The sequence below is a fragment of the Roseateles agri genome (assembly GCF_034043675.1).
Taxonomy (GTDB): Bacteria; Pseudomonadota; Gammaproteobacteria; order Burkholderiales; family Burkholderiaceae_C; genus KK5.
In genome coordinates, this window is sequence record NZ_JAXCLA010000009.1 from 201,255 (window position 1) to 223,384 (window position 22,130).

22 protein-coding genes are annotated in these 22,130 nt (G+C 66.3%); 14 read left to right on the forward strand and 8 right to left on the reverse strand.

Annotation, left to right across the window (positions count from 1 at the left end; genetic code table 11):
- Window positions 1-112 precede the first annotated feature (112 nt).
- Window positions 113-1,480 (forward strand): (5-formylfuran-3-yl)methyl phosphate synthase, encoded by a 1,368-nt coding sequence (locus tag SNE35_RS26035; protein ID WP_320425956.1) that lies wholly within the window; start codon window positions 113-115, stop codon window positions 1,478-1,480.
- A 13-nt stretch (window positions 1,481-1,493) separates the two neighbouring features.
- The gene (locus SNE35_RS26040; RefSeq protein WP_320425957.1) at window positions 1,494-2,495 is read left to right on the forward strand and encodes a hypothetical protein; all 1,002 of its coding nucleotides are present in this window, start codon (window positions 1,494-1,496) and stop codon (window positions 2,493-2,495) included.
- 3 nt (window positions 2,496-2,498) lie between these two features.
- Here SNE35_RS26040 and SNE35_RS26045 read toward each other — a convergent pair whose 3' ends face one another.
- Both SNE35_RS26045 and SNE35_RS26050 read right to left on the reverse strand, forming a co-directional pair.
- Window positions 2,499-3,467, reverse strand: coding sequence for a LysR family transcriptional regulator (locus SNE35_RS26045; protein ID WP_320425958.1), 969 nt, complete (start codon window positions 3,465-3,467; stop codon window positions 2,499-2,501).
- A 198-nt stretch (window positions 3,468-3,665) separates the two neighbouring features.
- A complete protein-coding gene (locus SNE35_RS26050) occupies window positions 3,666-4,280 on the reverse strand; it encodes a helix-turn-helix transcriptional regulator (RefSeq protein WP_320425959.1) in 615 nt (204 codons plus the stop codon).
- A gap of 172 nt (window positions 4,281-4,452) precedes the next feature.
- Here SNE35_RS26050 and SNE35_RS26055 point away from each other — a divergent pair, with 172 nt between their 5' ends.
- From SNE35_RS26055 to SNE35_RS26095, 9 genes are all read left to right on the forward strand, one after another.
- The gene (locus tag SNE35_RS26055) at window positions 4,453-5,700 is read left to right on the forward strand and encodes a TIGR03862 family flavoprotein (protein WP_320425960.1); all 1,248 of its coding nucleotides are present in this window, start codon (window positions 4,453-4,455) and stop codon (window positions 5,698-5,700) included.
- A gap of 120 nt (window positions 5,701-5,820) precedes the next feature.
- Complete coding sequence (locus SNE35_RS26060) at window positions 5,821-7,098, forward strand: parallel beta-helix domain-containing protein (protein ID WP_320425961.1); 1,278 nt, start codon at window positions 5,821-5,823, stop codon at window positions 7,096-7,098.
- 39 nt (window positions 7,099-7,137) lie between these two features.
- The gene (locus tag SNE35_RS26065) at window positions 7,138-8,295 is read left to right on the forward strand and encodes an SO2930 family diheme c-type cytochrome (RefSeq protein ID WP_320425962.1); all 1,158 of its coding nucleotides are present in this window, start codon (window positions 7,138-7,140) and stop codon (window positions 8,293-8,295) included.
- 32 nt (window positions 8,296-8,327) lie between these two features.
- Entirely contained in the window at window positions 8,328-10,814 is a 2,487-nt protein-coding gene (locus SNE35_RS26070) for a TonB-dependent receptor (RefSeq protein WP_320425963.1), read from the forward strand.
- Window positions 10,814-11,173, forward strand: a complete 360-nt coding sequence (locus tag SNE35_RS26075; protein WP_320425964.1) for an NIPSNAP family protein — start codon at window positions 10,814-10,816, stop codon at window positions 11,171-11,173. The genes SNE35_RS26070 and SNE35_RS26075 overlap by 1 nt, the downstream gene beginning before the upstream one ends.
- A gap of 59 nt (window positions 11,174-11,232) precedes the next feature.
- Complete coding sequence (locus SNE35_RS26080; protein WP_320425965.1) at window positions 11,233-11,679, forward strand: hypothetical protein; 447 nt, start codon at window positions 11,233-11,235, stop codon at window positions 11,677-11,679.
- 89 nt (window positions 11,680-11,768) lie between these two features.
- Window positions 11,769-12,152: a VOC family protein gene (locus tag SNE35_RS26085; protein WP_320425966.1), complete on the forward strand. Its 384-nt coding sequence runs from the start codon at window positions 11,769-11,771 to the stop codon at window positions 12,150-12,152.
- A 112-nt stretch (window positions 12,153-12,264) separates the two neighbouring features.
- Window positions 12,265-12,909: a thiol:disulfide interchange protein DsbA/DsbL gene (locus tag SNE35_RS26090; RefSeq protein ID WP_320425967.1), complete on the forward strand. Its 645-nt coding sequence runs from the start codon at window positions 12,265-12,267 to the stop codon at window positions 12,907-12,909.
- 25 nt (window positions 12,910-12,934) lie between these two features.
- The gene (locus SNE35_RS26095) at window positions 12,935-13,561 is read left to right on the forward strand and encodes a LysE family translocator (protein ID WP_320425968.1); all 627 of its coding nucleotides are present in this window, start codon (window positions 12,935-12,937) and stop codon (window positions 13,559-13,561) included.
- Here the strand turns inward: SNE35_RS26095 and SNE35_RS26100 are convergent, their stop codons facing one another.
- A complete protein-coding gene (locus SNE35_RS26100; RefSeq protein WP_320425969.1) occupies window positions 13,562-14,308 on the reverse strand; it encodes a type 1 glutamine amidotransferase domain-containing protein in 747 nt (248 codons plus the stop codon).
- A 64-nt stretch (window positions 14,309-14,372) separates the two neighbouring features.
- Between SNE35_RS26100 and SNE35_RS26105 the strand changes: the two genes are divergently transcribed.
- The 3 genes from SNE35_RS26105 (at window position 14,373) to SNE35_RS26115 (ending at window position 16,768) form a co-directional block, all read left to right on the forward strand.
- Window positions 14,373-14,891, forward strand: a complete 519-nt coding sequence (locus tag SNE35_RS26105; RefSeq protein ID WP_320425970.1) for a protein tyrosine phosphatase family protein — start codon at window positions 14,373-14,375, stop codon at window positions 14,889-14,891.
- Window positions 14,892-15,038: 147 nt separating this feature from the next.
- Complete coding sequence (locus SNE35_RS26110; protein ID WP_320425971.1) at window positions 15,039-16,061, forward strand: helix-turn-helix domain-containing protein; 1,023 nt, start codon at window positions 15,039-15,041, stop codon at window positions 16,059-16,061.
- 107 nt (window positions 16,062-16,168) lie between these two features.
- Window positions 16,169-16,768 carry a hypothetical protein gene (locus SNE35_RS26115; protein ID WP_320425972.1) on the forward strand — a complete coding sequence of 200 codons (600 nt, stop codon included), beginning with the start codon at window positions 16,169-16,171 and terminating at the stop codon, window positions 16,766-16,768.
- A 25-nt stretch (window positions 16,769-16,793) separates the two neighbouring features.
- Here the strand turns inward: SNE35_RS26115 and SNE35_RS26120 are convergent, their stop codons facing one another.
- The 5 genes from SNE35_RS26120 to SNE35_RS26140 all read right to left on the reverse strand — a co-directional run bounded on the left by SNE35_RS26120 (window position 16,794) and on the right by SNE35_RS26140 (window position 22,122).
- Window positions 16,794-17,834: a LacI family DNA-binding transcriptional regulator gene (locus SNE35_RS26120; RefSeq protein ID WP_320425973.1), complete on the reverse strand. Its 1,041-nt coding sequence runs from the start codon at window positions 17,832-17,834 to the stop codon at window positions 16,794-16,796.
- A gap of 6 nt (window positions 17,835-17,840) precedes the next feature.
- The gene (locus SNE35_RS26125) at window positions 17,841-18,938 is read right to left on the reverse strand and encodes an ABC transporter ATP-binding protein (RefSeq protein WP_320425974.1); all 1,098 of its coding nucleotides are present in this window, start codon (window positions 18,936-18,938) and stop codon (window positions 17,841-17,843) included.
- A gap of 4 nt (window positions 18,939-18,942) precedes the next feature.
- Window positions 18,943-19,848 carry a carbohydrate ABC transporter permease gene (locus SNE35_RS26130; RefSeq protein ID WP_320425975.1) on the reverse strand — a complete coding sequence of 302 codons (906 nt, stop codon included), beginning with the start codon at window positions 19,846-19,848 and terminating at the stop codon, window positions 18,943-18,945.
- A complete protein-coding gene (locus tag SNE35_RS26135; protein WP_431312793.1) occupies window positions 19,845-20,774 on the reverse strand; it encodes a carbohydrate ABC transporter permease in 930 nt (309 codons plus the stop codon). Before SNE35_RS26135 ends, SNE35_RS26130 begins: the two co-directional genes overlap by 4 nt.
- Window positions 20,775-20,895: 121 nt before the next feature.
- Window positions 20,896-22,122, reverse strand: coding sequence for an ABC transporter substrate-binding protein (locus SNE35_RS26140; RefSeq protein WP_320425976.1), 1,227 nt, complete (start codon window positions 22,120-22,122; stop codon window positions 20,896-20,898).
- Window positions 22,123-22,130: the final 8 nt, after the last annotated feature.

Genomic DNA, 22,130 nt, shown 5'->3' on the forward strand with positions numbered 1-22,130 from the left:
CATGTCGACGACGGTCTGCGGCTTCCTCAAACTTGCGTAGATGAGTGCTTGGGCCGCCCGTCGATCCATCCAACAATGGCTGCGCCCGGCACAGCCCGGCGGGGAGGCGAAGATGGATATCTACAACGTGCGAGACAGTCGCAAGCTGCTGGTCAGCGTCTACAACGCGCAAGAGGCCCGCGAGGCGATCGCCGGCGGCGGCCGCATCATCGACAGCGAGGACCCGAAGACGGCGCTCGGCAACATCAGTCCGCTGAACATCATGGCGGTCAGCGACGCCGTGCTGGACAGCAAGCGCAATCTCGACGTGCAGCTGAGCACGAACATCGGGGAGGATCAGCTGCTGTTCCGGCGCACGGACGATGGACGCGCCATCGAGAAATCGAAGAGCGAAATCGCCGGCAAAGCGGCTCAAGCGGCCATCGGCGTCGCGGTGGCGATGGGCCGGCAGGTGCACCCGACTACCATCGTGAAGGTCGGGCTGGACGGCATGGGGACAGACGAACTCGGTGCGGTGCTGAGCGAGATCGTGACGACGCTGGGGCGCACCCAGTCGCTGCAGAACACGCGAGTGATGGCTGTGCTGTTCGCGCAGGATGTAGCCACGTGGGACGAACGCAAGAATCAGGACTGGGTCCGCAAGGGACTGGTCGCCTCGCGCGAGTACGTGCCGTGCGCTGCCGGTACGCCCGGCGCCATCGACCTGCTGGACTTCGCGGTCAACAAGGAAGACCCGACGGCGCGGGCGACGATGCAGACGCTGGCGCGCGATGGATACCTTGTCGGCGACTCCACGTCGAGCACGGTCATGCTGAACGGCCTGTTCAAGCAGACCGACTTCTTCACCGGCATCGCTCAAGGCGGGAAGACGGGACGGGCGATGATCAAAGCGATGGTCGACGCGGCGGCGAAGGCGGGCGCGCACGGCCTGATGATCGATACCTCGATCCTGTCCAAGTGCTCGGGCATCTGCTGCGTCGACACATCCGGATCGGATGAAATGGTCGACGTCAACGCGCTGGTCACGTTTCCGGACGGCAAGCCATTGCAAGGCATCCTGTCCCTGGACGATATCCGCTTCTTTGTCGACTACTGCCACTTCAAAGGCATCGTGGCCAACTTGGCGGGTTCGATCAGCAGCCTGCAAGCGCAGCAGCTCTGGCTGCTGGTTCCCGGGCTGAACCAGCTGTCGACGCGCGGCTCGTCCTCGGCCAATGTCAGCGATCCCTCCCTGAAGGAACAGACCTCGGGCGGCGGTTCGCGAGCGACGAACACGATCGTGCAAGCGCTGGTGCGCGGGCTGGCGCCGCCGGAACAGGGCGGCGTGCTCAACGTTCCGGCAAGCCTCATGAACAACCCGGCGGCCCGGCCCGTCCTCGACAAGCTGAAATGCCGCTTGGACGAGCTTCGTGAGGCGCGGGCGCTGCCGAAGCTCGAAGCGTTCTGGGTCGACGATGCCGGCGTACCCCGGCCCTTTTGACGAGGTTCCCCACATGAGCCTGGACAACGCCGGCGAACTGGACGAGTCGCAATCCCCCACGGCCATGACGGACACGCCGCAGCCCGCCGTGGAAGGGTTCGAACTGGCCTACCACTTCCACACGGGGCCGTGGAAACGTGTCATCGACCTGCAGGTGGCCGAAATCCAGAAGGACATGCGGCGCGCGCGCGCCGAGGGGCGGCTTGTCGTCTACCTGAGCTGCCCGATCTCTAAGCGCGGCGGCGGCCATTCACTGACGAACACCTCGGTGGCCCGCCATGTAGAACGCTGCCTGATGCAGCGCTGGGGCGAGGCGTTCTGGATCCTGAATCCGACTGCATACCAGCTGGAGTCGAAGGCCGGCATGAACAGGATGACCGAGGTCGCGAGGGCAAACGGCATCGACCTCGGCGATCTGCTGGGCCGGTCCCAGCCGACCGGCGGCGACTACATGCGGATGTGGACGCGCGTGCTGGTCGAGAACGACCCGATCGACAGCGCCCCGGTCAATACCGGCCAGTGCATCGATGCGTTCTACTTCGTCGGCCCCAGCGACGTGCAATCGTTTTTCCTGTCTCAGGGCGAGACGCTGACGGCGGGCATCGAAGCCTATTTCGCGCGCAAGTTCGCGACGGACCTCCAATTCCGCAAGGACTATTCGGTCGAGCCGCAGAAAGTGACCGGCCTGGACACCGACCCGGACGCGAAGCTGGCAGCGCAAGCGAAAGCGCAGGCCGATGCGGATGCGGAGTGGTCGCGGCGGCGGCGGGCCTTCATGCGCTACTACGGCTTGCGCGCAAGCGCGGACTTCAGCGTCGGCTCGCACGACGAATGGAACATCGTGCGCCTGCTCAACCGCAGGCGGCTGGAAGTCAGCCAGGTGACCGCGCGGGACGGCTACCTGCCGGGCGGCGACGTGGGCGAACAGATCGCCGTGTACTTCGACGGCCGGCAGGTCGATCCGTCGTCGATGATCGCACCGGCCTCGCCGGGCAATGCGCCAGACGCGGGCTGAGGTTCAGCCCAGGAACTCTGCCGGCACCGGCTGCAACTCGGTGTGCATGTCCAGGAACCAGCGGATCACGCGCTTTACGCGGGCCGGCATGCGGCGGTCGCGCAGCCGGATGATCGAGATCTGCTGGCGGGCGACCAGCGAGCCTTGCCCCGGGTTGCCGACGATCCTGAGTCGGCCCGTCTCGATGCGGTCAATCACGACGTGGCGGGGCATGATCGTCACGCCCAACTGGCCCTCGACCATCGCCATGGCGCCGCGCATGTCGTTGAACTCGCCCTGGATCTGCAGCGCCACAGCGGGGATCGCCTCGGCGCCTTGGTAGTGCGCGCGGATCCAGCAGTTCAGGCACTCGATCATGCCGGGGTAGACGATCATCGGCAGGCCCAGCAGCTCGTCGAGCGTGGCGGGCGCCGGGCCGGCGGGCTCCCGCGTCGATTCCACGAGCACGTATTCCTCGAAGCAGAACGGGTAGTTCTGGATCGCCGGCATGTCGATGTCGTGGTTGACGAAGCCGAAGTCGATGTGTCCTTGCTGCAGTTCGCGTGCGACCTCGGCGCTGGAGCGCAGCTCGATGCGCAGCAGGATGTCCGGATGCTCGCGCCGGCGCTCCAGCAGCCAGCCGAAATGCGGCGCGTGGATGCAGCTCTCCGGCATCGCATAGCTGACCTCGCCGCGCAGCGATTCGAACTCCTCATTCAGCTTCTCGAGGAATCGGCTGGCGTGGTCCATGTATGCATGCGCGTACTGCGCGAGCAACTGGCCCGATGGCGTCAGCATCACGCGCGAACCGGCGCGCACGAACAGCTGCGTGTTCAACCGTTCTTCCAGTTTGGCGATTTGCTGGCTGACGGCGCCCTGCGTCAGCGCCGCAAGCTCGGCCGCTGCCGAGAAGCTCTGAGCGTTGACGACGGCCAGGAATGACCGGAATAACCGGGGATCCAGCCGTTCGAAGTCACTTGCTGTCCAGCCCATTGCATCAAGCTCCCGCTGTGGAGGATCCGGAACCTTGTCCGGATGATGCAGCAGCGGGCCATGCGCGACAACGGGCTGAATACCTATCGACAGTTGCGCCGCGCCGTCTGGCAGGTTTGGCGGTAGAGGACTCGTTAGCATGACGATGCGAAGACCTCAGTGCTCATTCGTACGCTCTTCGCGCTGCGCGGGCGCCTCTCATTGCTGCATGTACTCCGCGCTGCCGATCCAGCGGACGAGCTGCATCAGCGAGGGCGCGCGCGTCTTGCCCAGCAGGTTGCGTACATGGCTGCGCAGCGTGCTGATCTTCAGGCCCAGGTGTTCGGCCGCCTGCTCGACGGCCAGCCCGTCGGCCAGAAGCAGCAGCACGTAGCGCTCGGTCGTCGTCAGGCGGCACTGCTGGCACAGCGCATCGATGCGGGCGCGCTGGCTCAGGGCCGGCTCGTCCATGTGGACCAGCAGCAGGAGACAGCCGGTTGGCCATGCGGCGCCGTGCGAGAGACTCGGGCTGGCGATGCTGATGTCCAGCCACCCGGTGCGCTGGCCCGGCGCGAACCATAAACCGGTATGGGTCGAGTGGCCGCAGCTGGCCTGGTTCAGCAAGCCCTCGAGCTGGCCGGCCTTCAACTGGCCGAAGCTCATCAGACGGCTCGCCGTGCAGGAGGCGTGCCCCTCGTAGAACATGCGCTCGGCGCTGCTGTTCGCGAACACGATCCGGCGGTCGGGCAGCGCGGCCAGCAGCGGCTGCGGCAGTGTGGACAGCAGGTGATCGGACCTCGAATGTCCGCCTGCGGCTTCATTGAATGACAGCATGTCGGAACCTCCACGATTTCTTTTTGTTACTGGCATGCAGTTTGGTTTTTGGAACAGCGTCGCGCAACCGGTCCGATCTAATGACCACCATTGCGAACGCTGATGCCTTCGCGCGGCGCGGGTGCATGCGGACTACACTGCCGCTCCCCGCAGCCGCCGTGCTTCTCGCTCCATGCCCGCCTCGTCCCTATCACCAAATCCCCGAGCTGCTGTCGTCGGCGGTGGTCCCGCAGGATTGATGGCCGCCGAAGTGTTGAGGGCGCGGGGTGTCGAGGTCGATGTCTACGATGCGATGGCTTCGGTCGGCCGCAAGTTCCTGCTGGCCGGCAAGGGCGGCCTGAACCTGACCCATTCCGAGCCCTTCGAACCCTTCCTCGGCCGCTTCGCCGAGCGGGCGCCGCAGATCGAGCCGCTGCTGCGCGCCTTTGACGGCCCGGCCTTGCGCGAGTGGGCGGCGGGCCTGGGCATTGAGACCTTCGTCGGCACCTCGGGCCGCGTGTTCCCGGCGGACATGAAAGCCGCGCCGCTGCTGCGCGCCTGGCTGCACCGGCTGCGCGAGGCGGGCGTGCGCTTCCACATGCGGCGGCGCTGGCTGGGCTGGACGGAGGATGGCGCGCTGCGCTTCGCGGGCGCCGATGGCGAATCGACGGTCAAACCCGATGCCACCGTGCTCGCACTGGGCGGCGCGTCCTGGCCGCAGCTGGGGTCGGACGGCAGTTGGGTCGAGCTGCTGGCCGCGCGCGGCGTGGACATCGCGGCGCTGCGTCCGTCCAACTGCGGCTTCGATCTCGCAAGGCCCTGGACCGCGCATTTCGCCGAGCGCTTTGCCGGCCAGCCGATCAAGCCGGTGGCGCTTCATTTCGAAGGGCAGGGCGGCCGTCGCAAGTTCGATCGCCGCGGCGAGTTCGTCGTCACCGCGACCGGCATCGAAGGCTCGCTGATCTATGCGGCCAGCGCCCTGATCCGCGAGGAGATCGCCGAGTTCGGCAGTGCCACGATCCATCTCGACCTGCTGCCGGACCGCGATGCCGCCTTCGTCGCAGCCGAGTGCGCGCGCCCTCGCGGATCCCGCTCGCTGTCCACGCACCTGAAGAGCCGCCTCGGCATCGAGGGCCTGAAGGCCGGCCTGCTGCATGAGCTGCTGAGCAAGGAGCAGTACCACGACACGGCCGTGCTGGCCGCCACGCTGAAGCGCCTGCCGCTGACGCTCGCCGCCGCGCGACCGGTGGCCGAGGCGATCAGCACCGCGGGCGGCGTGCGCTTCGAGGCACTGGACGAGCGGCTGATGCTGCGCGCGCTGCCCGGCGTGTTCTGCGCCGGCGAGATGCTCGACTGGGAGGCGCCCACCGGCGGCTACCTGCTCACCGCCAGCATGGCCAGCGGCCGCGCCGCGGGGCACGGTGCGGGGGTTTTCCTCTAGAGCGGAAACACCGACTGGCTGGGCAAACACTAGCCGGTGATACGGCTAGCCATCGTTATATTTCCTCCAGACCCTGGTCGCCCTGCCAGGGAAAAAATCAATCTGGAGTGAGACGCTCTTATGGGAACGAAGACATTGGCGGCCTTGCCATGCTGGGCCGTTGCTGCCGCACTGGCCGCGGCATTGGTCGGCTGCTCCAAGCAGGACGCCGCGCCGGTAGGCGGACCCTCCGGCGCCCTGGCCGGTGACCTGAAGGTCGACACCGAGCTGCAGAAGAAGATCCAGGAACAGCTACTGGACGCCAAGCCGGGCACCGTCGTCGAGATCCCCGCCGGCAGCTATCACTTCGACCGCGGCCTCTCGCTGCGCGCCAATGGCGTGACGATCCGCGGCGCCGGCAAGGACAAGACCATCCTCTCGTTCAAGGACCAGACGAGCGGCCCCGAGGGCCTGATCGTCTACGCCAGCGACTTCACCTTGGAAGGCCTGACCATCGAGGACAGCAAGGGCGACGGCGTCAAGATCAACGACGGCGAGAACATCACCGTACGCGGCGTGCGTGTGCGCTGGACCGGCGGCCCCAAGACCAGCAACGGCCCCTACGGCATCTACCCGGTCAAGACGAAGAACGTGCTGATCGAGGACTCCGAGGCCTGGGGAGCGGCCGACGCCGGCATCTACGTCGGCCAGAGCCGCGACGTGATCGTGCGCCGCTGCCATGCCGAGCAGAACGTGGCCGGCATCGAGATCGAGAACACGATCAACGCGGACGTCTACGACAACGTCGCCACCGGCAATACCGGCGGCATCCTCGTGTTCAACATGCCCAACCTGACGCAGCACGGCTACGGCACGCGCGTCTACAAGAACAAGGCCGTCAAGAACAACCTCGGCAACTTCGGCGCCAAGGGCACGGCCGTGGCCAGCGTGCCCGCCGGCTCGGGCATCGTCGTCAACAGCAACTCGAAGGTCGAGATCTTCGACAACGACATCGCCGACAACGCCACCGCCAACGTGATCGTGTCGAGCTACTACTCCACCGGCTACTTCACCGCCGGCGGCACCGAGCCCGACTACGACCCGTATCCGCGCGCGATCTACGTGCTGGACAACCGCTTCAGCGGCGGCGGCGATTCGCCCGACGGCCTGGACCTGAAGACCTTGAAGACGGTGATGTTCGGCATCAACGGCCGCTTCCCCGACGTCGTGTGGGACGGCTACCGCGACGAGAAGCGCGCCAACGTCGCCGAGGAACGCATCTGCGTGAAGAACGGCAAGTCCGAGGTGCTCAACGCCGACGGCCCCAACAAGTACAAGGACCCGAAGGTCGACACCAAGTCGCACGACTGCGAACTGCCCCGATTGCCGGCAGTGGAACTCAAAGGCCGCAGCGCCTGAGCGCGGCCACTAGAAAAAATAGAAAGCTAGAGACAAGAAGTGCTGTTCAACGCCGTAAAGACCCTGGGCGCGCTGGCGCTCGCCGCCGGCCTGCTGTCGGCCTGCAATTCGACCGAACCCGTCAACTTCATCGCCGAGGGCACGCCCGCCAAGCTCAGTGCCTGGCACCTGCTGAAGACCGGTGGCATGAAGCTGGAGCTCAATGCCGGCGTCCAACCCTACGACCTCAACACGCCGCTGTTCACCGACAACGCGCACAAGCTGCGCACGATCTGGATGCCCGGCGGCGTGTCGGCCACCTATGCGGAGAAGGAGAGCTTTGACTTCCCCGTCGGCACGGTCATCACCAAGACCTTCTACTACCCGAAGGCCGACGGCTCGCTGCTGCAGACCAGCAGCGGCAACTACGACCTGCAGCAGGGCCGCGCGCTGGACCTGAGCCGCGTGCGCCTGGTGGAGACGCGGCTGCTGGTGCGCCGCAAGGACGGCTGGGTCGCGCTGCCCTATGTGTGGAACGCCGAGCAGACCGAAGCCGTGCTCTCTCGTACCGGCGACGACATCGCCATGACCTTGAAGGACGACGACGGTAGTTCGCACGCCTTCACCTACGTGGTGCCGAACCAGAACCAGTGCGCGAGCTGCCACGTCGCGAAGATCAAGGGCAAAGACCTGCAGCCGATCGGCTTGAAGGCCCGCCACCTGAACCGGTCGTTTACTTACGCCGATGGCACGACCGAGAACCAGCTGGAGCACCTGGTCAAGACCGGCTACCTGAGCGGCCTGCCCGCCACCGACGTGCCCCGCAACGCCGACTGGCGCGACACCAAGCAGCCGCTGGAGGCGCGCGCCCGGGCCTACCTGGACATCAACTGCGCGCATTGCCACAACCCGGTCGGCGCGGCCAACAACACCGGCCTGAACCTTGAGCCCTTCCTGACTATGGGCCGCCATCAGGGCGTCTGCAAGCCACCGGTGGCGGCGGGCAAGGGCACCGGCGACCGCGGCTTCGGCATCGTGCCGGGCCAGCCCGACCAATCGATCATGACCTTCCGCCTGGCCTCGACCGAGGGCGGAATCATGATGCCCGAGCTCGGCCGCAGCACCGTCCATGACGAAGGCCTGAAGCTGATCCGCGAGTGGATCAAGGCCATGCCCGGCGCCTGCGAGGCGGCCGTGCCGGAGAGCAACAAGTCCTGAGTCCATAACGAACTGCCAAGGAGACACCGACGATGAAAGCCCGCCCCACCCTCATCGCACTCGCGGCTGCTGCCGCTGTCACCGCGTCCGCGCCGGCCTTCGCTCAGGACGAGGGCGGTGTGCAGAACCTCGGCGTCGTCCAGGTCACCGGCCAGAGCCGCGTGCAGCAGTTGCAGGAAGTGCCGATCACGATGAGCGTGCTCGGCGCGGAGACGATCAAGGCGGTGGGCGCCACCAGCATGGCGGGGCTGGACGGGTTGATCCCGGGCCTGAAGATCGAGGCCTCGCAGCCGACACAACCCGAGTACTCGATGCGGGGCCTGGGCAGCGGCGACTTCGGCATCGGCACCGATGCGCCGGTGGGCATCTACCTGAACGGCGTCTATGCCGGCAAGACCGGCGGCGCGCTGCTGAACTTCAACGACGTCAAGCGCATCGAGGTGCTGAAGGGCCCGCAGGGCACGCTGTTCGGCCGCAACGCCGCCGGCGGCGCGCTGTCCATCATCAGCAACGAGCCGGGCCGGGAGCGCGAGGCCAGCGTGCTGCTGCGCCTGGGCGATCAGGGCCAGCGCCATGGCGAAGCGCTGTTCAACGCACCGATCAACGACAGCACCGCATTCCGCTTCTCGGTCGTGCGCGAGCACAAGGACGGTTGGCAGACCAACCTCTACGACGGCAGCAAGTGGGGCGGCGACGATGGCTGGGGCACGCGTGCCGCCGTCAAGTGGGTGGGCGAGAACACCACCGCGCTGCTGACCTGGGAACACGAGAGCATGAGCCAGAAGCCGCGCGCGATCATCGCGCTGCCGTCTGACGAGAAGCTCGCGACCAACCCCTTCCCCGAAGACCCGTCCACCTGGGTCAATCCGATCCGCAAGACCTTCACCAACAACTACCCCTTCGCGCTGGAGTCGCGCCGCTTCGACGGCGTGACCCTGCGGCTGACGCACGACCTCGACTTCGCCACCTTCACCAGCACCACGGCTTACCGCGGCTTCACCGCGCAGAACGTGCAGGACAACGACGGCAACGGCGTGTTCCAGACCTCGCTGTCCACCGGCAACTTCGAGAAGAACAAGAGCTGGCAGCAGGAGTTCCGCCTGAACGGCACGACCGACAAGCTCGACTGGGTGGCCGGCGTCAGCGCCTACTACGAGGACGCGAAGCAGCAGACCGCGCTGTACTCGAACACGCAGACGGTGGACTTGGTCGTTGGCAATGCCAGCGGCGGCCTGTTGACCCCGTTCGGCATCACCAACCAGCTGGCGTCGTTGTTCGGCGTGCCGGGCATCAACGTGTCGGGCCTGCCCTGGACCGAGTCAATGTTCAACACCGGCAAGTACAAGGCTGCAGCGGCCTACGGCGACGTGATCTGGAAGCTGACGAAGGACACGAACGTCACCGCCGGCATCCGCTTCACGCACGACAGCAAGAGCTTCAGCTGGTACAACCCGCCGCGCATTGCGCCGGAGCTGGATGCCACGCTCGCCGCGCTGAACGGTGGCGGTTTCTTTGACGGCGTGACGGCGAACCAGGCAGACATAGCCCAGAGCTTCGGCGTGCCGCTGGCTTATCTGCAGGCCGCCCTGGCGGCCAATAGTCTGAGTACCGACCTCGGTAAGGCGCTGCAGCAGTTGATGGGCAGCAACATCAACTTCAATAGCCCCGAGGCCACCAATGCCGTCGTGCGCAGCAGCGCCGCCTGGAACAACACCAGTCCGCGCCTGGTGATCGACCATCACCTGAACAAGGACACGATGGTGTTCGGCTCGGTCACCCGCGGCTACCAGGCCGGCGGCTTCAACGCGATCTACAAGGAAGGCATCAGCACCTTCAGCCCCGAGACGATCACGAACTACGAGCTGGGCATCAAGGGCAGCCTGAAGGAAGCGGGCCTGTTCTACACCGCTTCCTTGTTCCACTACGACTTCAACAACCTGCAGTCGATCGGCACCAGCAAGAGCTCCGAGGGCATCCTGACCTACATCGTCAACGTGTCCGACCAGAAGGCCACCGGCATCGATCTGGAAGGCGCCTGGCAGATCAACTCGAACTGGCGCCTGTCCGGCGCCACCGAGTTCATCAACCAGACCTACAAGCGCTACAGCTACGCCAAGGATGCCGACACCAGCATCGACATGGCCGGCCAGGCGGTGGGCACGCCGCGCGTCACCGCCACCCTGGGCCTGAACGCCCGCTACGGCATGCTGGGTGGCGAGGGCAGCGCCACCCTGAACTGGGCCTACAGCAGCGCCGAGCGCTGCAACTCCGAGACCAGCGACAAGTACATGTGCGGCAGCTTCCCGGCCTTCCGCGTCGGCGGCCCGACGAGCCGCTTCGACCTGCGCGTGGGCTGGGACGCGCCGCAGAAGAAGTGGGGCATCGCCGCCATCGTCCAGAACCTGACCGACAAGCAGTACGTGGCCTACGTCAGCTCGCTGGGCTCGGCCGTGGGCTCGCGCACCGCCAACGTCACTTCGCCGCGCGCGGTGGCGATCGAGGTCAATTTCAAGATGTGATGCCGCAGCGCCTCGTCGAGATCCGCACGTACAAGCTCAAGCCCGACAGCGCCGAGCGCTTCGTCGCTGCGTTCCGCGCGGCATTGCCGCTGGTGCGCGCCAGCGGCATGGATGTCGTCGCCTTCGGCCGCTCCGATCATGAGCACGAGAGCTTCTGGCTGATCCGCGCCTTCGACAGCCGCGAGCAATTGGTGGCCCAGCAGGACGCGTTCTACTCCTCTGCCGCCTGGCGCGAGGGGCCGCGCGAAGCGCTGGTGGATTGCCTGGACGACTACCTGAACACGCTGCTGTGGATGTCGCCCCGGGCCGTCGAGGAACTGCGTGCCGACAACAATGGGCTGCTCGCCGGGGGCGAGTAACCTGCGTGGACCTTCGCTGCGGCACCTTGACGGGATGGGCGCCGGCTTGTGGTCCGTGCATGCTGCAATGCCATCGGGTTTTGTCATTCGAGGTGGCACTGTTGCTTAAGTTCGTGGTCCGCATCGCCTTCGCAGCCGTCGGCGCCGCCTTGATCGTCGATGCCGCTCTTCCGCTCCGGGTCGAACCATTGCAGGTCGACCGGCACACCAGCGAGACGCGGACCGATCACGGCGCGGCAACTGGCGAGATCATCTATAAGGTCCACCTCGTCGGCGGGGTGCCGTCGTCTTGTTCGGTCGGTTACGCGGCCTATTCGGCGCTCAAGGATGGCGATGCCGTCGAGGTCCAGTCGACAAAGCTGTTCAGGAACTGCGTGCGCATTTCCCGGGGGGAGCAGGTTGTGGATTTTTTGAAGTACTGGCGGTGGCTGGCAGTCGCGAGCGGCATGCTCCTGCTGGCCGCGGCGCTTGGCTGGATGAGGGACGGTGACGATCTTGGCGATTGAACCGATGAAGGGCGCTCTGTGCTGCTAGCGTCGTCGCGTGACAGTCGCTGGCTTATGCTTTGCCGCCTTCAACGAGGAGACAGCATCCAATGATCGACCACACCGGATTGAGCGTCAGCGACTACGAGCGCAGCAAGGCCTTCTACATCGCGGCGCTGGCGCCGATCGGCTACCAGCTGCTGGCTGAATTCCCCGCCGCCGTCACCGGCAGCACCGACGTCGCCGGTTTCGGCGAGCCGCCGAAACCGGACTTCTGGATTCACCGCGGCGTGCCGAACCAGCCGCCGATCCACATCGCATTCCGCGTCGATTCACGCGCCAAGGTCGACGCTTTCCACCGCGCTGCGATGGCCGCCGGCGGCACCGACAACGGTCCACCAGGCCTGCGCCCGCACTACCACCCGAACTACTACGGCGCCTTCGTGCGTGACCCGGACGGGCACAACATTGAGGCGGTGTGCCACGAGGGGTGAGGGGGCACCCCGTTGCCCTGCGTTCGTTCCATCGGCCGAAGCACCTGAACCAATCGAAGACTTCTCCTCTCAGTAAACTGGACCTCACCCAACATCCACGGAGTCCTTTCTCATGCAGCGTCGAACGTTCTGGCAAGGCAGTGCAGCCGCGGGCATCGGCCTGTTGAGCGGGGTCTCCGCGCCGGCGCAGGCACAACAGCCGACGACTTTGATCGAGGGCCAGCACTACCAGCGCCTGCAGACGCCGGTCGCCACCGGCGGGCAGGGTCCAGAAGTGCTGGAGTTCTTCTGGTACGGCTGCCCGTTCTGCTACAAGTTCGATCCCACCTTGAGCGCCTGGGAGGCGCACAAGCCGGCCAAGGTGGCGTTCCGACGCATCCCGACGATCATCCACGGCGCCAGCCGCGAACATCAGAAGCTGTTCTTCGCGCTGGAGCTGATGGGGATGGAGCACACGGTGCATGCCCAGGTCTTCACGATCGTGCAATCGGAGCCGGAAGGCCTGAACGACTTGCCATCGATGCAGGCGCTGGTCCGCAAGCTCGGCGGCGATGCCGACAAATTCGCCGCGATGTACAAGTCCTTCGGCCTGCAGGCTCGGTGCCAGGGGGCGGCCACTCTGTTCGGCGCGGCCGGCCTGACCTCCGTCCCGTCGCTGCTGATCAATGGCCGCTACGTGACCTCGCCGTCGATGGCCGGCGGCGCGGACCAGGCGATCCACGTGGTCGATGCGCTGCTAGCCCGCGGCACGGCCTGACGCTGCAAACCTCCAAGGAACGCCCATGTCCTTCGAACTCTGGCTCGCCTTCGTCGCCGCTTCCGCGGTGCTTCTGATCATTCCCGGACCGACGATCCTGACGGTCATCAGCTACTCGATGGCGCATGGCCGTCGTGCCAACGTGCCGCTCGTGGCGGCCGTCGCCCTGGGCGATTCGACGGCCCTGGTCGTGTCTCTGCTCGGCCTTGGCGCCTTGCTGGCAACCTCGGCATTCTGGTTCACGGCGGTCAAGTGGGCGGGCGGCCTGTACCTGCTCTATCTGGGCCTGAAGATGCTGCGCTCCGGGGTGTCGGCGGCCGAGGTGTTCAAGCCCGCCGCGCCGAAGTCCCGCTGGCGGCTGTTCGCGAATACCTACCTCGTCACGGCGCTCAATCCGAAGGGCATCGTGTTCTTCGTCGCCTTCCTGCCGCAGTTCATCAAGCCGGGTGCCGACGTCACGCGCCAACTGTGGATGCTGGCCGTCACCTTCGTCGTCATGGCCATGCTCAATGCGGGGCTCTATGCCGTGTTCGCAGCGTCGGCGCGCAAGCTGCTGGCTTCTGCGCAGGCGCAGCGGCGCTTCAACTTCCTGGGCGGCTCGCTGCTGTCGGCTGCAGGCGTGTGGGCGCTGCTGGCCAAGCGTCCCGCATAGCTAGCCGAGCATCGCTGCGAACTCGGCGGCGAAGCGGTGGGCATCGCCGGGCCAGCGGGCCGAGAGGTAGTTGCCGTCGCGCACGACGAAGCCGAGTTCGGGATGGTCGGGCGTATCGCGCCGCAGGCTGATCGGTCCGGCGTCGAAGTCCTTAGCGCGAGCCAGGGCGCGCGTGACCTCGGATTGCACGGTCTCGGGATAGGTGCGGTAGTAGTCGCCCATCCAGGCTCGGGTCAGCCACCAGGCGCTCAATTCCATCTGCGCGGTCAGGGCCGTCGTGCGGCGACCGAACAGGACGGACCGCCCCTGCGCATCGCGCGAGCGAGCGGCCACGATCGTGCCGTGGCAGATCGCACCGACCGGGCGGTCGAGCGCGAACATCGCTGCCACCAGGGCCTGCAGCGAGGCCGATTCGAGATAAGGCCTGACACCTTGCGCATGGCCGCCGGGCAGGATGATCCCGGCATAGTCCGCGGCCTGCAGCGCGGCGTAGGGCAGCGGACGCTGAAACGAAGCATCGGCCTGCAGCGCACCGTAGGCTTCGCGGCCATTGGCATCGGCACGCAGCAGCCCGGCGAGCAGGCCGAGGCCCCGGCCGCTTACCATGATCGGGTCCGCATTCGCCGGGCCACCGTCGGGTGTCGCGAAGACGATTCGATGGCCGCGGGCCTGCAGGATGCGCCACGGGACGGCGACTTCGGTCGGATCGAAATCCGTGTTGGGCAGCGGGATCAGCAGGGTGGCCATCTTGTGCAGGGGATAGGTAGCTTCGAACGCTATGCTCGTTGTTTCCGTCAGGTGTGAATTCTCGATGCGCTACCTTCTCGCTGCTCTCGTTTTCGCCACATCCACCGCTCTTTTCGCCGCGCCCGCGGCTCCGCCGAACCTGATCGTTATCGACGCCAAGCTCACGACGGCGGGCCAGCCTTCCGCCGAGTGGCTCGCCACGCTGAAGGCGCAGGGCTACGAGGCGGTGATCTACCTGGCACCGCCGACGGTCGACGACGCAGTGCGGGACGAGCCGCTGATCGTCGGCCGGCAGGGACTGATCTGGGCCAACCTGCCGATCAAGTTCGGCAGCCCGGTCGATGCCGACTACGAGAGCTTCGCGGCTCTGCTCAAGGCGCTGCGCGGCAAGAAGGTGCTGGTGCATTGCGAGGTCAATATGCGCGCCTCGTCGCTGACCTTCCTCTACCGCACGCTGGTCGAAGGCACGGATCCCAACCTGGCCTGGGAGTCCGTCTCCAAGGTGTGGACACCTCAGGGGCCGTGGAAGGCGCTGCTGCTCAAGCGCCTGAGCGCGCAGGGCATCGCCTTCGATCCGTTCTGATTCGTTTTGACGACGGGGTGCCGACGTGCCCCATAGCTCCATGCCATGGTCCGGCATCGGATTGGCATGCAGCTCGGGCACGGTTCCTGCACAGTAGCAGGACGCAAAATTTGTCCGTCGGGCAACGTTCAGTTACTTCGAGTCACGATGAATCCGTCAGTTGAAACTCCAACCGTTCCGCAGTCGCTGCACATCCTCGGAATCACGCCGATCGAGGAGGCGGTCTACCGGCGCCTGCTGCGTGCGCCGGGCAGCACCGCCGAGATGCTGGCCGCGAGCCTGAACATTCCTGCGGCCGAACTTGCCGGCGCCGTTGCCGAGCTGGAGCGCAAGGGCTTCGCCACCTTCGCACCCGAGCGGGAGCCGCGGCTGTTTCCTTCGCCGCCGGACATCGCCATCGAGTCGCTGCTGCTGCTCCGCCAGAAGGAACTGCAGCTGGCGCGCCTGGCCATTGCGGAGCTGCAGCGCGAGCAGATCAGCACGCCCGACGGCAACCCGGTGGTCGAGATCATCGACGCCGATCCGGCCGCCCAGGCCCAGCCCTATGCGCAGAGCCACAGCCGCGCAGTGGAAGAGGTACTGTGCCTGATCCGGCCGCCCTTCCTCGTGTCGGCGCCCAACAAGGGGGAGGATTCCCGGGCCGAAGCGCGCAAGCGCGGCGTGCGCTATCGCAACATCGTCCATCCGGACACGCTGGCGCTGCCGGGCTGGACCGAGATCCTGCGGCAGGACTACGAGGCCGGCGAAGAGATCCGCCTGCTCTCGGAAGTGCCGTTCAAGATGATCGTGGCCGACCGGGAACTGGGCCTGCTGCCGCTGAAGGTCGGCGAGCCCCGCGGGCCGATGCTGCTGCTGCGCCGCTCGGCCGTGCTGGACGCGCTGTGCGAGCTGTTCGAGACTCTGTGGATGAAGGCCGTGCCGATCAGCTTCGCCAGCGACGGCAGCTTCACGATCGGCACGGCGGCCGCCTTCGGGCCACAGCTCGAAACGATGGTCCCGCTGCTGGCCGCCGGGGTCAACGACAAAGTCGCGGCCGAGCGCCTGGGCATCTCCGAGCGCACGCTGATGCGGCGCATCGACACGCTGTACCAGACCCTCAACGCGCGCTCACGTTTCCAGGCTGGCTGGCTGGCCGCGCTACACGTAATGAAAGGCGGCAGTGAGGGCTAACCCGGTCAGGTTCCGGCCAGCTTCTGCCATGGCAGAAGTCAGCCAACCGTGACAAGGTTCACGCTTCTATGCTGAGGGCACCCCGAACCTCACAGGAACTTAACAACATGTTCTCGCGCACCCTGAAACGCCTGATCGGCGCATCGCTCGCCGCCTCCGCCCTCGTCATCGCTGCCGCGCCTGTCTCCGCCGCCAATGTCGAGGTGTCCTACCTGCCGCCGATCATCGGCATCGAGATGCAGTACCGCGGCATGGGCTACTCCGATGCCGACGGCAACTTCATCAGCCTCGCCGGCGCCCACATCACCTCGGCCACGGTGCTGGTGGACTTCACCTTGCCCGACGGCTTCGACGCCAGCGGCTTCCACATGGACATGGCCGTGCCGGTGTCGGGTGCCGTGAGCCAGTACTTCGCGGTGGAAGGCAGCGACCTGATCCAGGTCTCGCCGAACCACTACACCTACTCGCTGACCACCACCGACTTCAACGGTGAGATCTTCGACAGCCGCTTCGCCGTGGAGACCTACGCCATCGACAACGACGGCAATGCGATCGGCATTCCCGCGCTGGTCGATCCGAAGACCGGCTTCTACTTCACGACCGACGTGATCGCAGCCGCGGTGCCGGAACCGTCCGAAGCGATGCTGCTGGCGGGCGGCTTGCTGTTCGTTGCGCCGCTGGTCGCGCGCCGCCGCAAGAAGAGCTGATCGTTGACGAAGCGCACGCGCGGCCTCAGCCCGCGTGCGGTCCGTCCAGCAAGGATTCCCGCCAGACGACCTCTGGCGGGAATTCCCGTTCCACCGGCAGACTCAGGCCGTAGCACTGGTTCAGCAGGAAGCGGCAGCCGCTGATCGCGGTGCGCTGGATCGGGATGCTCAGGGTGGTCAGGCGCGGGTGCGTGTAGCGGGCCAGCGCGCTGTCGTCGTAGCCGATGACGGAGACCTCTTCCGGCACGCGCACCCCGGCGTGGCCGAAGCAGGAGATCAGGGCCATCGCCATCATGTCGTTGGCGCAGAAGACGGCCGTGAAGTTCAGGCCTTTCTTCAGCAGCTTCGTCGCTGCGGCGTGGCCGCCGTCGAAGCTGAAGTCGCCGACCATCTGGCGGCTCTTCGGGATCTTCACGCCGTGCAGCGCCAGCTCGCTGTGGAAGCCCGCCATCCGCGAGGCGTTGTCGTGCGCGTACTGCAGGCCGGAGATGCAGGCGATGTCGCGGTGGCCCTTGGCGAGCAGCGCACGCGCCACCAGCCGGCCGGCGAGTTCATGGTCGCTGGAGAAGCAGTGCAGCAGGTTGGACGGGCTGACCTGGTTCAGCAGCACCAGCCGTGGCACCCGCTCCCAAAGCGCATCGCAGTCGGCATCGGTCAGGGCGTCGCCCATCACCAGCAGGCCGTCGACCTGTCGCTCGATCAGGAACTCGATGCCGTCCAGCGCCTGCTGGCGGTGCGCTTCCATGTCGTCGATGGAGATGTCGGCCGGGCCGCAGCCGTTGGCCGCCACCATGTGGCGGTTGGCCGCGCGCAGCTCGCGGTCCACGCAGTGCAGGATCGGGCCGTAGAAGTCGCCGGCGAAGTCGGGCACGTAGATGCCGATCATGCCGGCCGACCGCGTGGACAGCGCGCGCGCCGTCGTCGAGGGCCGGAAGTTCAGCGCGGCCACCGCCTCGTTGACGCGCGCCAGGGCGTCGGCCGAGACCGAGCCGTTGCCGGAGATCGCCCGCGACGCGGTGCCGACTCCGACGCCCGCCAGCCGGGCGACGTCCTTGATGGTGGCCATCGGTTTTTAGAGGCGCTCTTGGGATTGCTGGTCGAACAGCGAGACCTGCGCCGCCTGGATCGCGAAGCCGACCTTGCGGTCCAGCGCCGGCACGGCGTACTGCGCATCGGCGTCGACGGCCAGCGACACGCCCTGCGCGTCGAGCCACACGACCTGGCTCGCGCCCATCGGCTCGACCAGCGAGACCAGCGCGTTGCCGTTGGCCCGTTCGCTGCCCGGCTCCGTCAGCGTGATGTGCTCGGGGCGGATGCCCAGCACGACGCGCTCGCCGCCCTTCGGTGGCGCGATGAAGCCGTAGCCCGAGACGTCCGCGCGCAAGGTCGGGGACACGAACAACACGGTGCGTTCTCCGTCACTGGCGACCTGCAGTGTGCCTTCGATGAAGTTCATGCTCGGCGCGCCCAGGAAGCCGGCGACGAACATGTTCGCCGGCTTGCCGTAGACATTGGCGGGCGTGTCGATCTGCTGGATCTTGCCCTGCTTCATCACCGCGATGCGGCTGGCCAGGGTCATCGCTTCCACTTGGTCGTGCGTGACGTAGATCATCGTGGCGCCGAGATCCTTGTGCAGCTGCTTCAGCTCGCGGCGCAGCTCGCCGCGCAGCTTGGCGTCGAGGTTGGACAGCGGCTCGTCGAACAGGAAGACCGAGGCCTCGCGCACCAGCGCCCGGCCGATCGCCACGCGCTGGCGCTGGCCGCCGCTGAGCTGCGAGGGCTTGCGGTTCAGCAGCTCGGTGAGGTGCAGCATCTTGGCCGCGCGATCGACGCGCTTGGCGATCTCGCTCTTGGCGACGCCGGCGATACGCGGGCCGAAGCTGAGGTTCTTCTCGACCGACATCGTCGGATACAGCGCATAGCTCTGGAACACCATGCCGATGCCGCGGTCCTTCGGGTCGGCCCAGGTGACGTCCTGGCCGCCGATGGCCATGCTGCCCTCGTGCACGTCGATCAGGCCGGCAATGCTGTGCAGCAGCGTGCTCTTGCCGCAGCCCGAGGGGCCCAGCAGCACGAGGAACTCGCCGGCGGCGACCTCGAGGTTCAGGTCCTTCAGGATGTCGAGGCCGGTCAGGCGGATGCCGAGGTTTTCAATGGAGACGTTGGACATTTGTTTAACCCTTCACTGCGCCGGCACTGATGCCGCGCACGAACCAGCGGCCGGAGACCAGGTAGACGGTCAGCGGGACCAGCGAGGTCAGGATGGTTGCGGCCATGTTGACGTTGTAGAGCCGCTCGCCGGTGGTGGTGTTGATGACGTTGTTGAGCTGCACGGTCATCGGCAGGTTCTCGCGGCCAGCGAAGACCAAGCCCAGCAGGAAGTCGTTCCAGATGTTGGTGAGCTGCATGATCACGGCCACGGCGATGATGGGCAGCGACATCGGCAGCATCAGCTGGATGAAGATGCGCCAGAATCCGCCGCCGTCGATGCGCGCCGCCTTGAACAGCTCCACCGGCACGCCGGCGTAGTAGTTGCGGAACAGCAGGGTCATCACCGGCATGCCGAAGACCGTGTGGATCAGCACGATGCCCGGCAGCGAGCCGAAGATGCCCAACATTGCCGAGGTACGCACCAGCGGGTACAGCATCACCTGGTAGGGCACGAAGGCGCCGAACATCAGGATGCCGAACAGCCAGCCGGCCCAGCGCACGCGCCAGAAGGAGAGGGCGTAGCCGTTCAGCGCGCCGAAGAAGATCGAAATGATCGTGCTGGGCACGACGATCTTGACCGAGTTCCAGAAGCCCACCTGGATGCCCTGGCACTCCAGGCCCGTGCAGGCGCTGGACCAGGCTTCCACCCAGGCGTCGAAGCTGGGCTTGCTCGGCAGGGCGAACAGATTGCCCAGGCGGATCTCGTCCATCGGCTTCAGCGAGGTCGTGACCATCACGTACAGCGGGATCAGGAAGAAGATCGCCGAGGTGATCAGCAACGTATAGAGGCCGATGCGCGCGGGCGTGAAAGCGCTGCGCTTGCGTGCGGCCGGCCGGGCCGGTGCGCGTGAGGAAATGACGGCGCTCATCGCTTGGCCTCCTTCTTGGCCTGCAGCGCGCGGGCATACCACCAGGGCAGCAGCAGGGCCAGCACGGTCAGCAGCATCACGGTGGAAGCGGCCGAGGCCAGGCCGATGTTGGCGCGGTTGAACAGGTAGTCGTAGATGAACTTGGCGGGCACTTCGGATGCATCGCCGGGGCCACCCTGGGTCATCGCGACGACCACGTCGAACACCTTCACCACGCCCACCGACAGCAGCACGAAGGAGGTGCCGAAGGCCGGAGCCAGCTGCGGCATCACGATCGAGGCGTAGTAGCGCCAGCGCGGCACGCCGTCGATGCGGGCGGCATGCCACAGCGATTCGTCCACGCCGCGCAGACCCGCCAGCAGCACCGCCATCACCAGGCCCGAGGCCTGCCAGACGGCGGCGATGACGATGGTGTAGAGCACCATGTTCTGGTCGACGATCCAGTCGAACTTGAAATCGGGAAAGCCCATTGCGCGCACGGTGGCCTGGATGCCCAGTTGCGGATTCAGCATCCACTGCCAGACGAGGCCGGTGGCCACGAAGGACATTGCGTAGGGGTACAGGAAGATCGTGCGCAGCACGTCCTCGCCGCGCACGCGCTGGTCGAGGAAGACGGCCAGCAGGAAGCCGAGGATCAGGCAGGCGCCGATGAACAGCACGCCGAAGATCACGAGGTGGTTCAGCGAGATATTCCAGCGCTCGGTCTCGAACAGGCGCTGGTACTGGGTCAGGCCGATGAAGTCGTCGCGCGGGAAGACCTTGGAACTGCTGACCGAGATGCGCATCGACCACAGCAGCGTGCCGACATAGACGAACAGCACGGTGAGCGCCATCGGCAGCAGCGCGATCTGGGCGCCAAGGGAACGCCAGGGGCGCCGCACGCTTGCGGCGCGCGGCGAAGGCCCGGGCAGGGTGGTACTGGCCATTGCGGGCCTCCTTCAACTACGGGGAGTGTGTTGGGGTTCGCGGTGCTCACCGCCAACCTACGCAAATCGAATGACTCACGTAGGTTGGAGTGAGCCCGAGGGCGAACTCCAACGATGCAGATTACTTCTGCTTCAACGCGCCAGCCAGCGCCTTCGACGCGTCGTCGACGGACTGGTTGCTGTTCCAGAACTTGCTGACGATGTCGGTCACGGCGCCGACCATGTCCGGCGGCATCAGCGCGTCGGGGTTGGCGACCTGGCGCGAGGTCGTCTTCATCGCGGCCACGCCGGCCTGCGAGCAGATGTCCATCTTGCTGGTGTCGACGTCGGTACGGATCGGGATCGAGCCCTTCTTCGCGTTGAAGGCGACCTGCGTGTCCGGCGCGGTGAACACGGCGGCCAGCTTCTGCTGCGCGCCGATGGCGGTCTTGTCGCTGGTCTTCGGGAACACGAAGACGTCGCCGGCCACCATGTACGGTGCGTTGGCGCCGAAGCCGGCGAAGCAGCCGTATTCCTTGCCGGCCGTCTGCTTGGCGTTGTTGAACTCGCCCTTGGCCCAGTCGCCCATGATCTGGAAGCCAGCCTTGCCGGTGATGACCATGGCGGTGGCGTCGTTCCAGTTGCGGCCCGGCGAGCCGGCGTCCACGTAGTCGTGCAGGCGCTTCAGCGTCGTCATCGCCTTCTTGAAGTTGGGCGTGTTGACGACCGACGGGTCATGGTCCTTGAAGAACTTCATGTAGGTGTCGGTACCACCCACGTGCAGCAGCACGGCGTAGAAGGTGATCCATTCCTGCCAGGCCTGGCCGCCCAGGGCCAGCGGCACGAGGCCGGCGGCCTTCAGCTTGTCCAGCGCGGCGAAGAACTCGTCGATCGTCTTGGGCTCGCCCTTGACGCCGGCCTTCTCCAGCGCGGCCTTGGAGTACCAGAACCAGGTCGGGTTGTGGATGTTGACCGGCACCGCGTAGTAGTGGCCCTTGATCTTGATCGCGTCGATCACGGGCTTCGGCAGGATCTTGTCCCAGCCTTCCTTGGCGGCGACGGCGTCGACGTCGTTCAGCAGGCCTTCGTTGATCAGGTCGTGGTACTGCTGCGAGGTGTTGAACTGCGCGGCGGTCGGCGGGTTGCCGCCGGCCACGCGGCTGTTGATCGCGGCGCGGGCGTTGTCGGCGCCGGCCACGGCGTTGTCGACCCAGGTGCCGCCGGCCTTGGTGTAGGCGGCCGCCAGTTCCTTCACGGCAGCGGATTCGCCGCCGGACGTCCACCAGTGGATCACCTCGGCCTTCTGTGCGTGCACGCCGGCGCTCAGGGCCAGCGCGGCTGCGGCGGCGATCACTTTGAATTGGTTCATCGTTGTCT

Bases quoted from the DNA above. Each gene is read 5' to 3' on its own strand.
- SNE35_RS26035 (WP_320425956.1), top strand. From the start codon at position 113: ATGGATATCTACAACGTGCGAGACAGTCGCAAGCTGCTGGTCAGCGTC.
- SNE35_RS26040 (WP_320425957.1), top strand. From the start codon at position 1,494: ATGAGCCTGGACAACGCCGGCGAACTGGACGAGTCGCAATCCCCCACG.
- SNE35_RS26045 (WP_320425958.1), bottom strand. From the start codon at position 3,467: ATGGGCTGGACAGCAAGTGACTTCGAACGGCTGGATCCCCGGTTATTC.
- SNE35_RS26050 (WP_320425959.1), bottom strand. From the start codon at position 4,280: ATGCTGTCATTCAATGAAGCCGCAGGCGGACATTCGAGGTCCGATCAC.
- SNE35_RS26055 (WP_320425960.1), top strand. From the start codon at position 4,453: ATGCCCGCCTCGTCCCTATCACCAAATCCCCGAGCTGCTGTCGTCGGC.
- SNE35_RS26060 (WP_320425961.1), top strand. From the start codon at position 5,821: ATGGGAACGAAGACATTGGCGGCCTTGCCATGCTGGGCCGTTGCTGCC.
- SNE35_RS26070 (WP_320425963.1), top strand. From the start codon at position 8,328: ATGAAAGCCCGCCCCACCCTCATCGCACTCGCGGCTGCTGCCGCTGTC.
- SNE35_RS26075 (WP_320425964.1), top strand. From the start codon at position 10,814: ATGCCGCAGCGCCTCGTCGAGATCCGCACGTACAAGCTCAAGCCCGAC.
- SNE35_RS26080 (WP_320425965.1), top strand. From the start codon at position 11,233: ATGCTGCAATGCCATCGGGTTTTGTCATTCGAGGTGGCACTGTTGCTT.
- SNE35_RS26085 (WP_320425966.1), top strand. From the start codon at position 11,769: ATGATCGACCACACCGGATTGAGCGTCAGCGACTACGAGCGCAGCAAG.
- SNE35_RS26090 (WP_320425967.1), top strand. From the start codon at position 12,265: ATGCAGCGTCGAACGTTCTGGCAAGGCAGTGCAGCCGCGGGCATCGGC.
- SNE35_RS26095 (WP_320425968.1), top strand. From the start codon at position 12,935: ATGTCCTTCGAACTCTGGCTCGCCTTCGTCGCCGCTTCCGCGGTGCTT.
- SNE35_RS26100 (WP_320425969.1), bottom strand. From the start codon at position 14,308: ATGGCCACCCTGCTGATCCCGCTGCCCAACACGGATTTCGATCCGACC.
- SNE35_RS26105 (WP_320425970.1), top strand. From the start codon at position 14,373: ATGCGCTACCTTCTCGCTGCTCTCGTTTTCGCCACATCCACCGCTCTT.
- SNE35_RS26110 (WP_320425971.1), top strand. From the start codon at position 15,039: ATGAATCCGTCAGTTGAAACTCCAACCGTTCCGCAGTCGCTGCACATC.
- SNE35_RS26115 (WP_320425972.1), top strand. From the start codon at position 16,169: ATGTTCTCGCGCACCCTGAAACGCCTGATCGGCGCATCGCTCGCCGCC.
- SNE35_RS26120 (WP_320425973.1), bottom strand. From the start codon at position 17,834: ATGGCCACCATCAAGGACGTCGCCCGGCTGGCGGGCGTCGGAGTCGGC.
- SNE35_RS26125 (WP_320425974.1), bottom strand. From the start codon at position 18,938: ATGTCCAACGTCTCCATTGAAAACCTCGGCATCCGCCTGACCGGCCTC.
- SNE35_RS26130 (WP_320425975.1), bottom strand. From the start codon at position 19,848: ATGAGCGCCGTCATTTCCTCACGCGCACCGGCCCGGCCGGCCGCACGC.
- SNE35_RS26135 (WP_431312793.1), bottom strand. From the start codon at position 20,774: ATGGCCAGTACCACCCTGCCCGGGCCTTCGCCGCGCGCCGCAAGCGTG.
- SNE35_RS26140 (WP_320425976.1), bottom strand. From the start codon at position 22,122: ATGAACCAATTCAAAGTGATCGCCGCCGCAGCCGCGCTGGCCCTGAGC.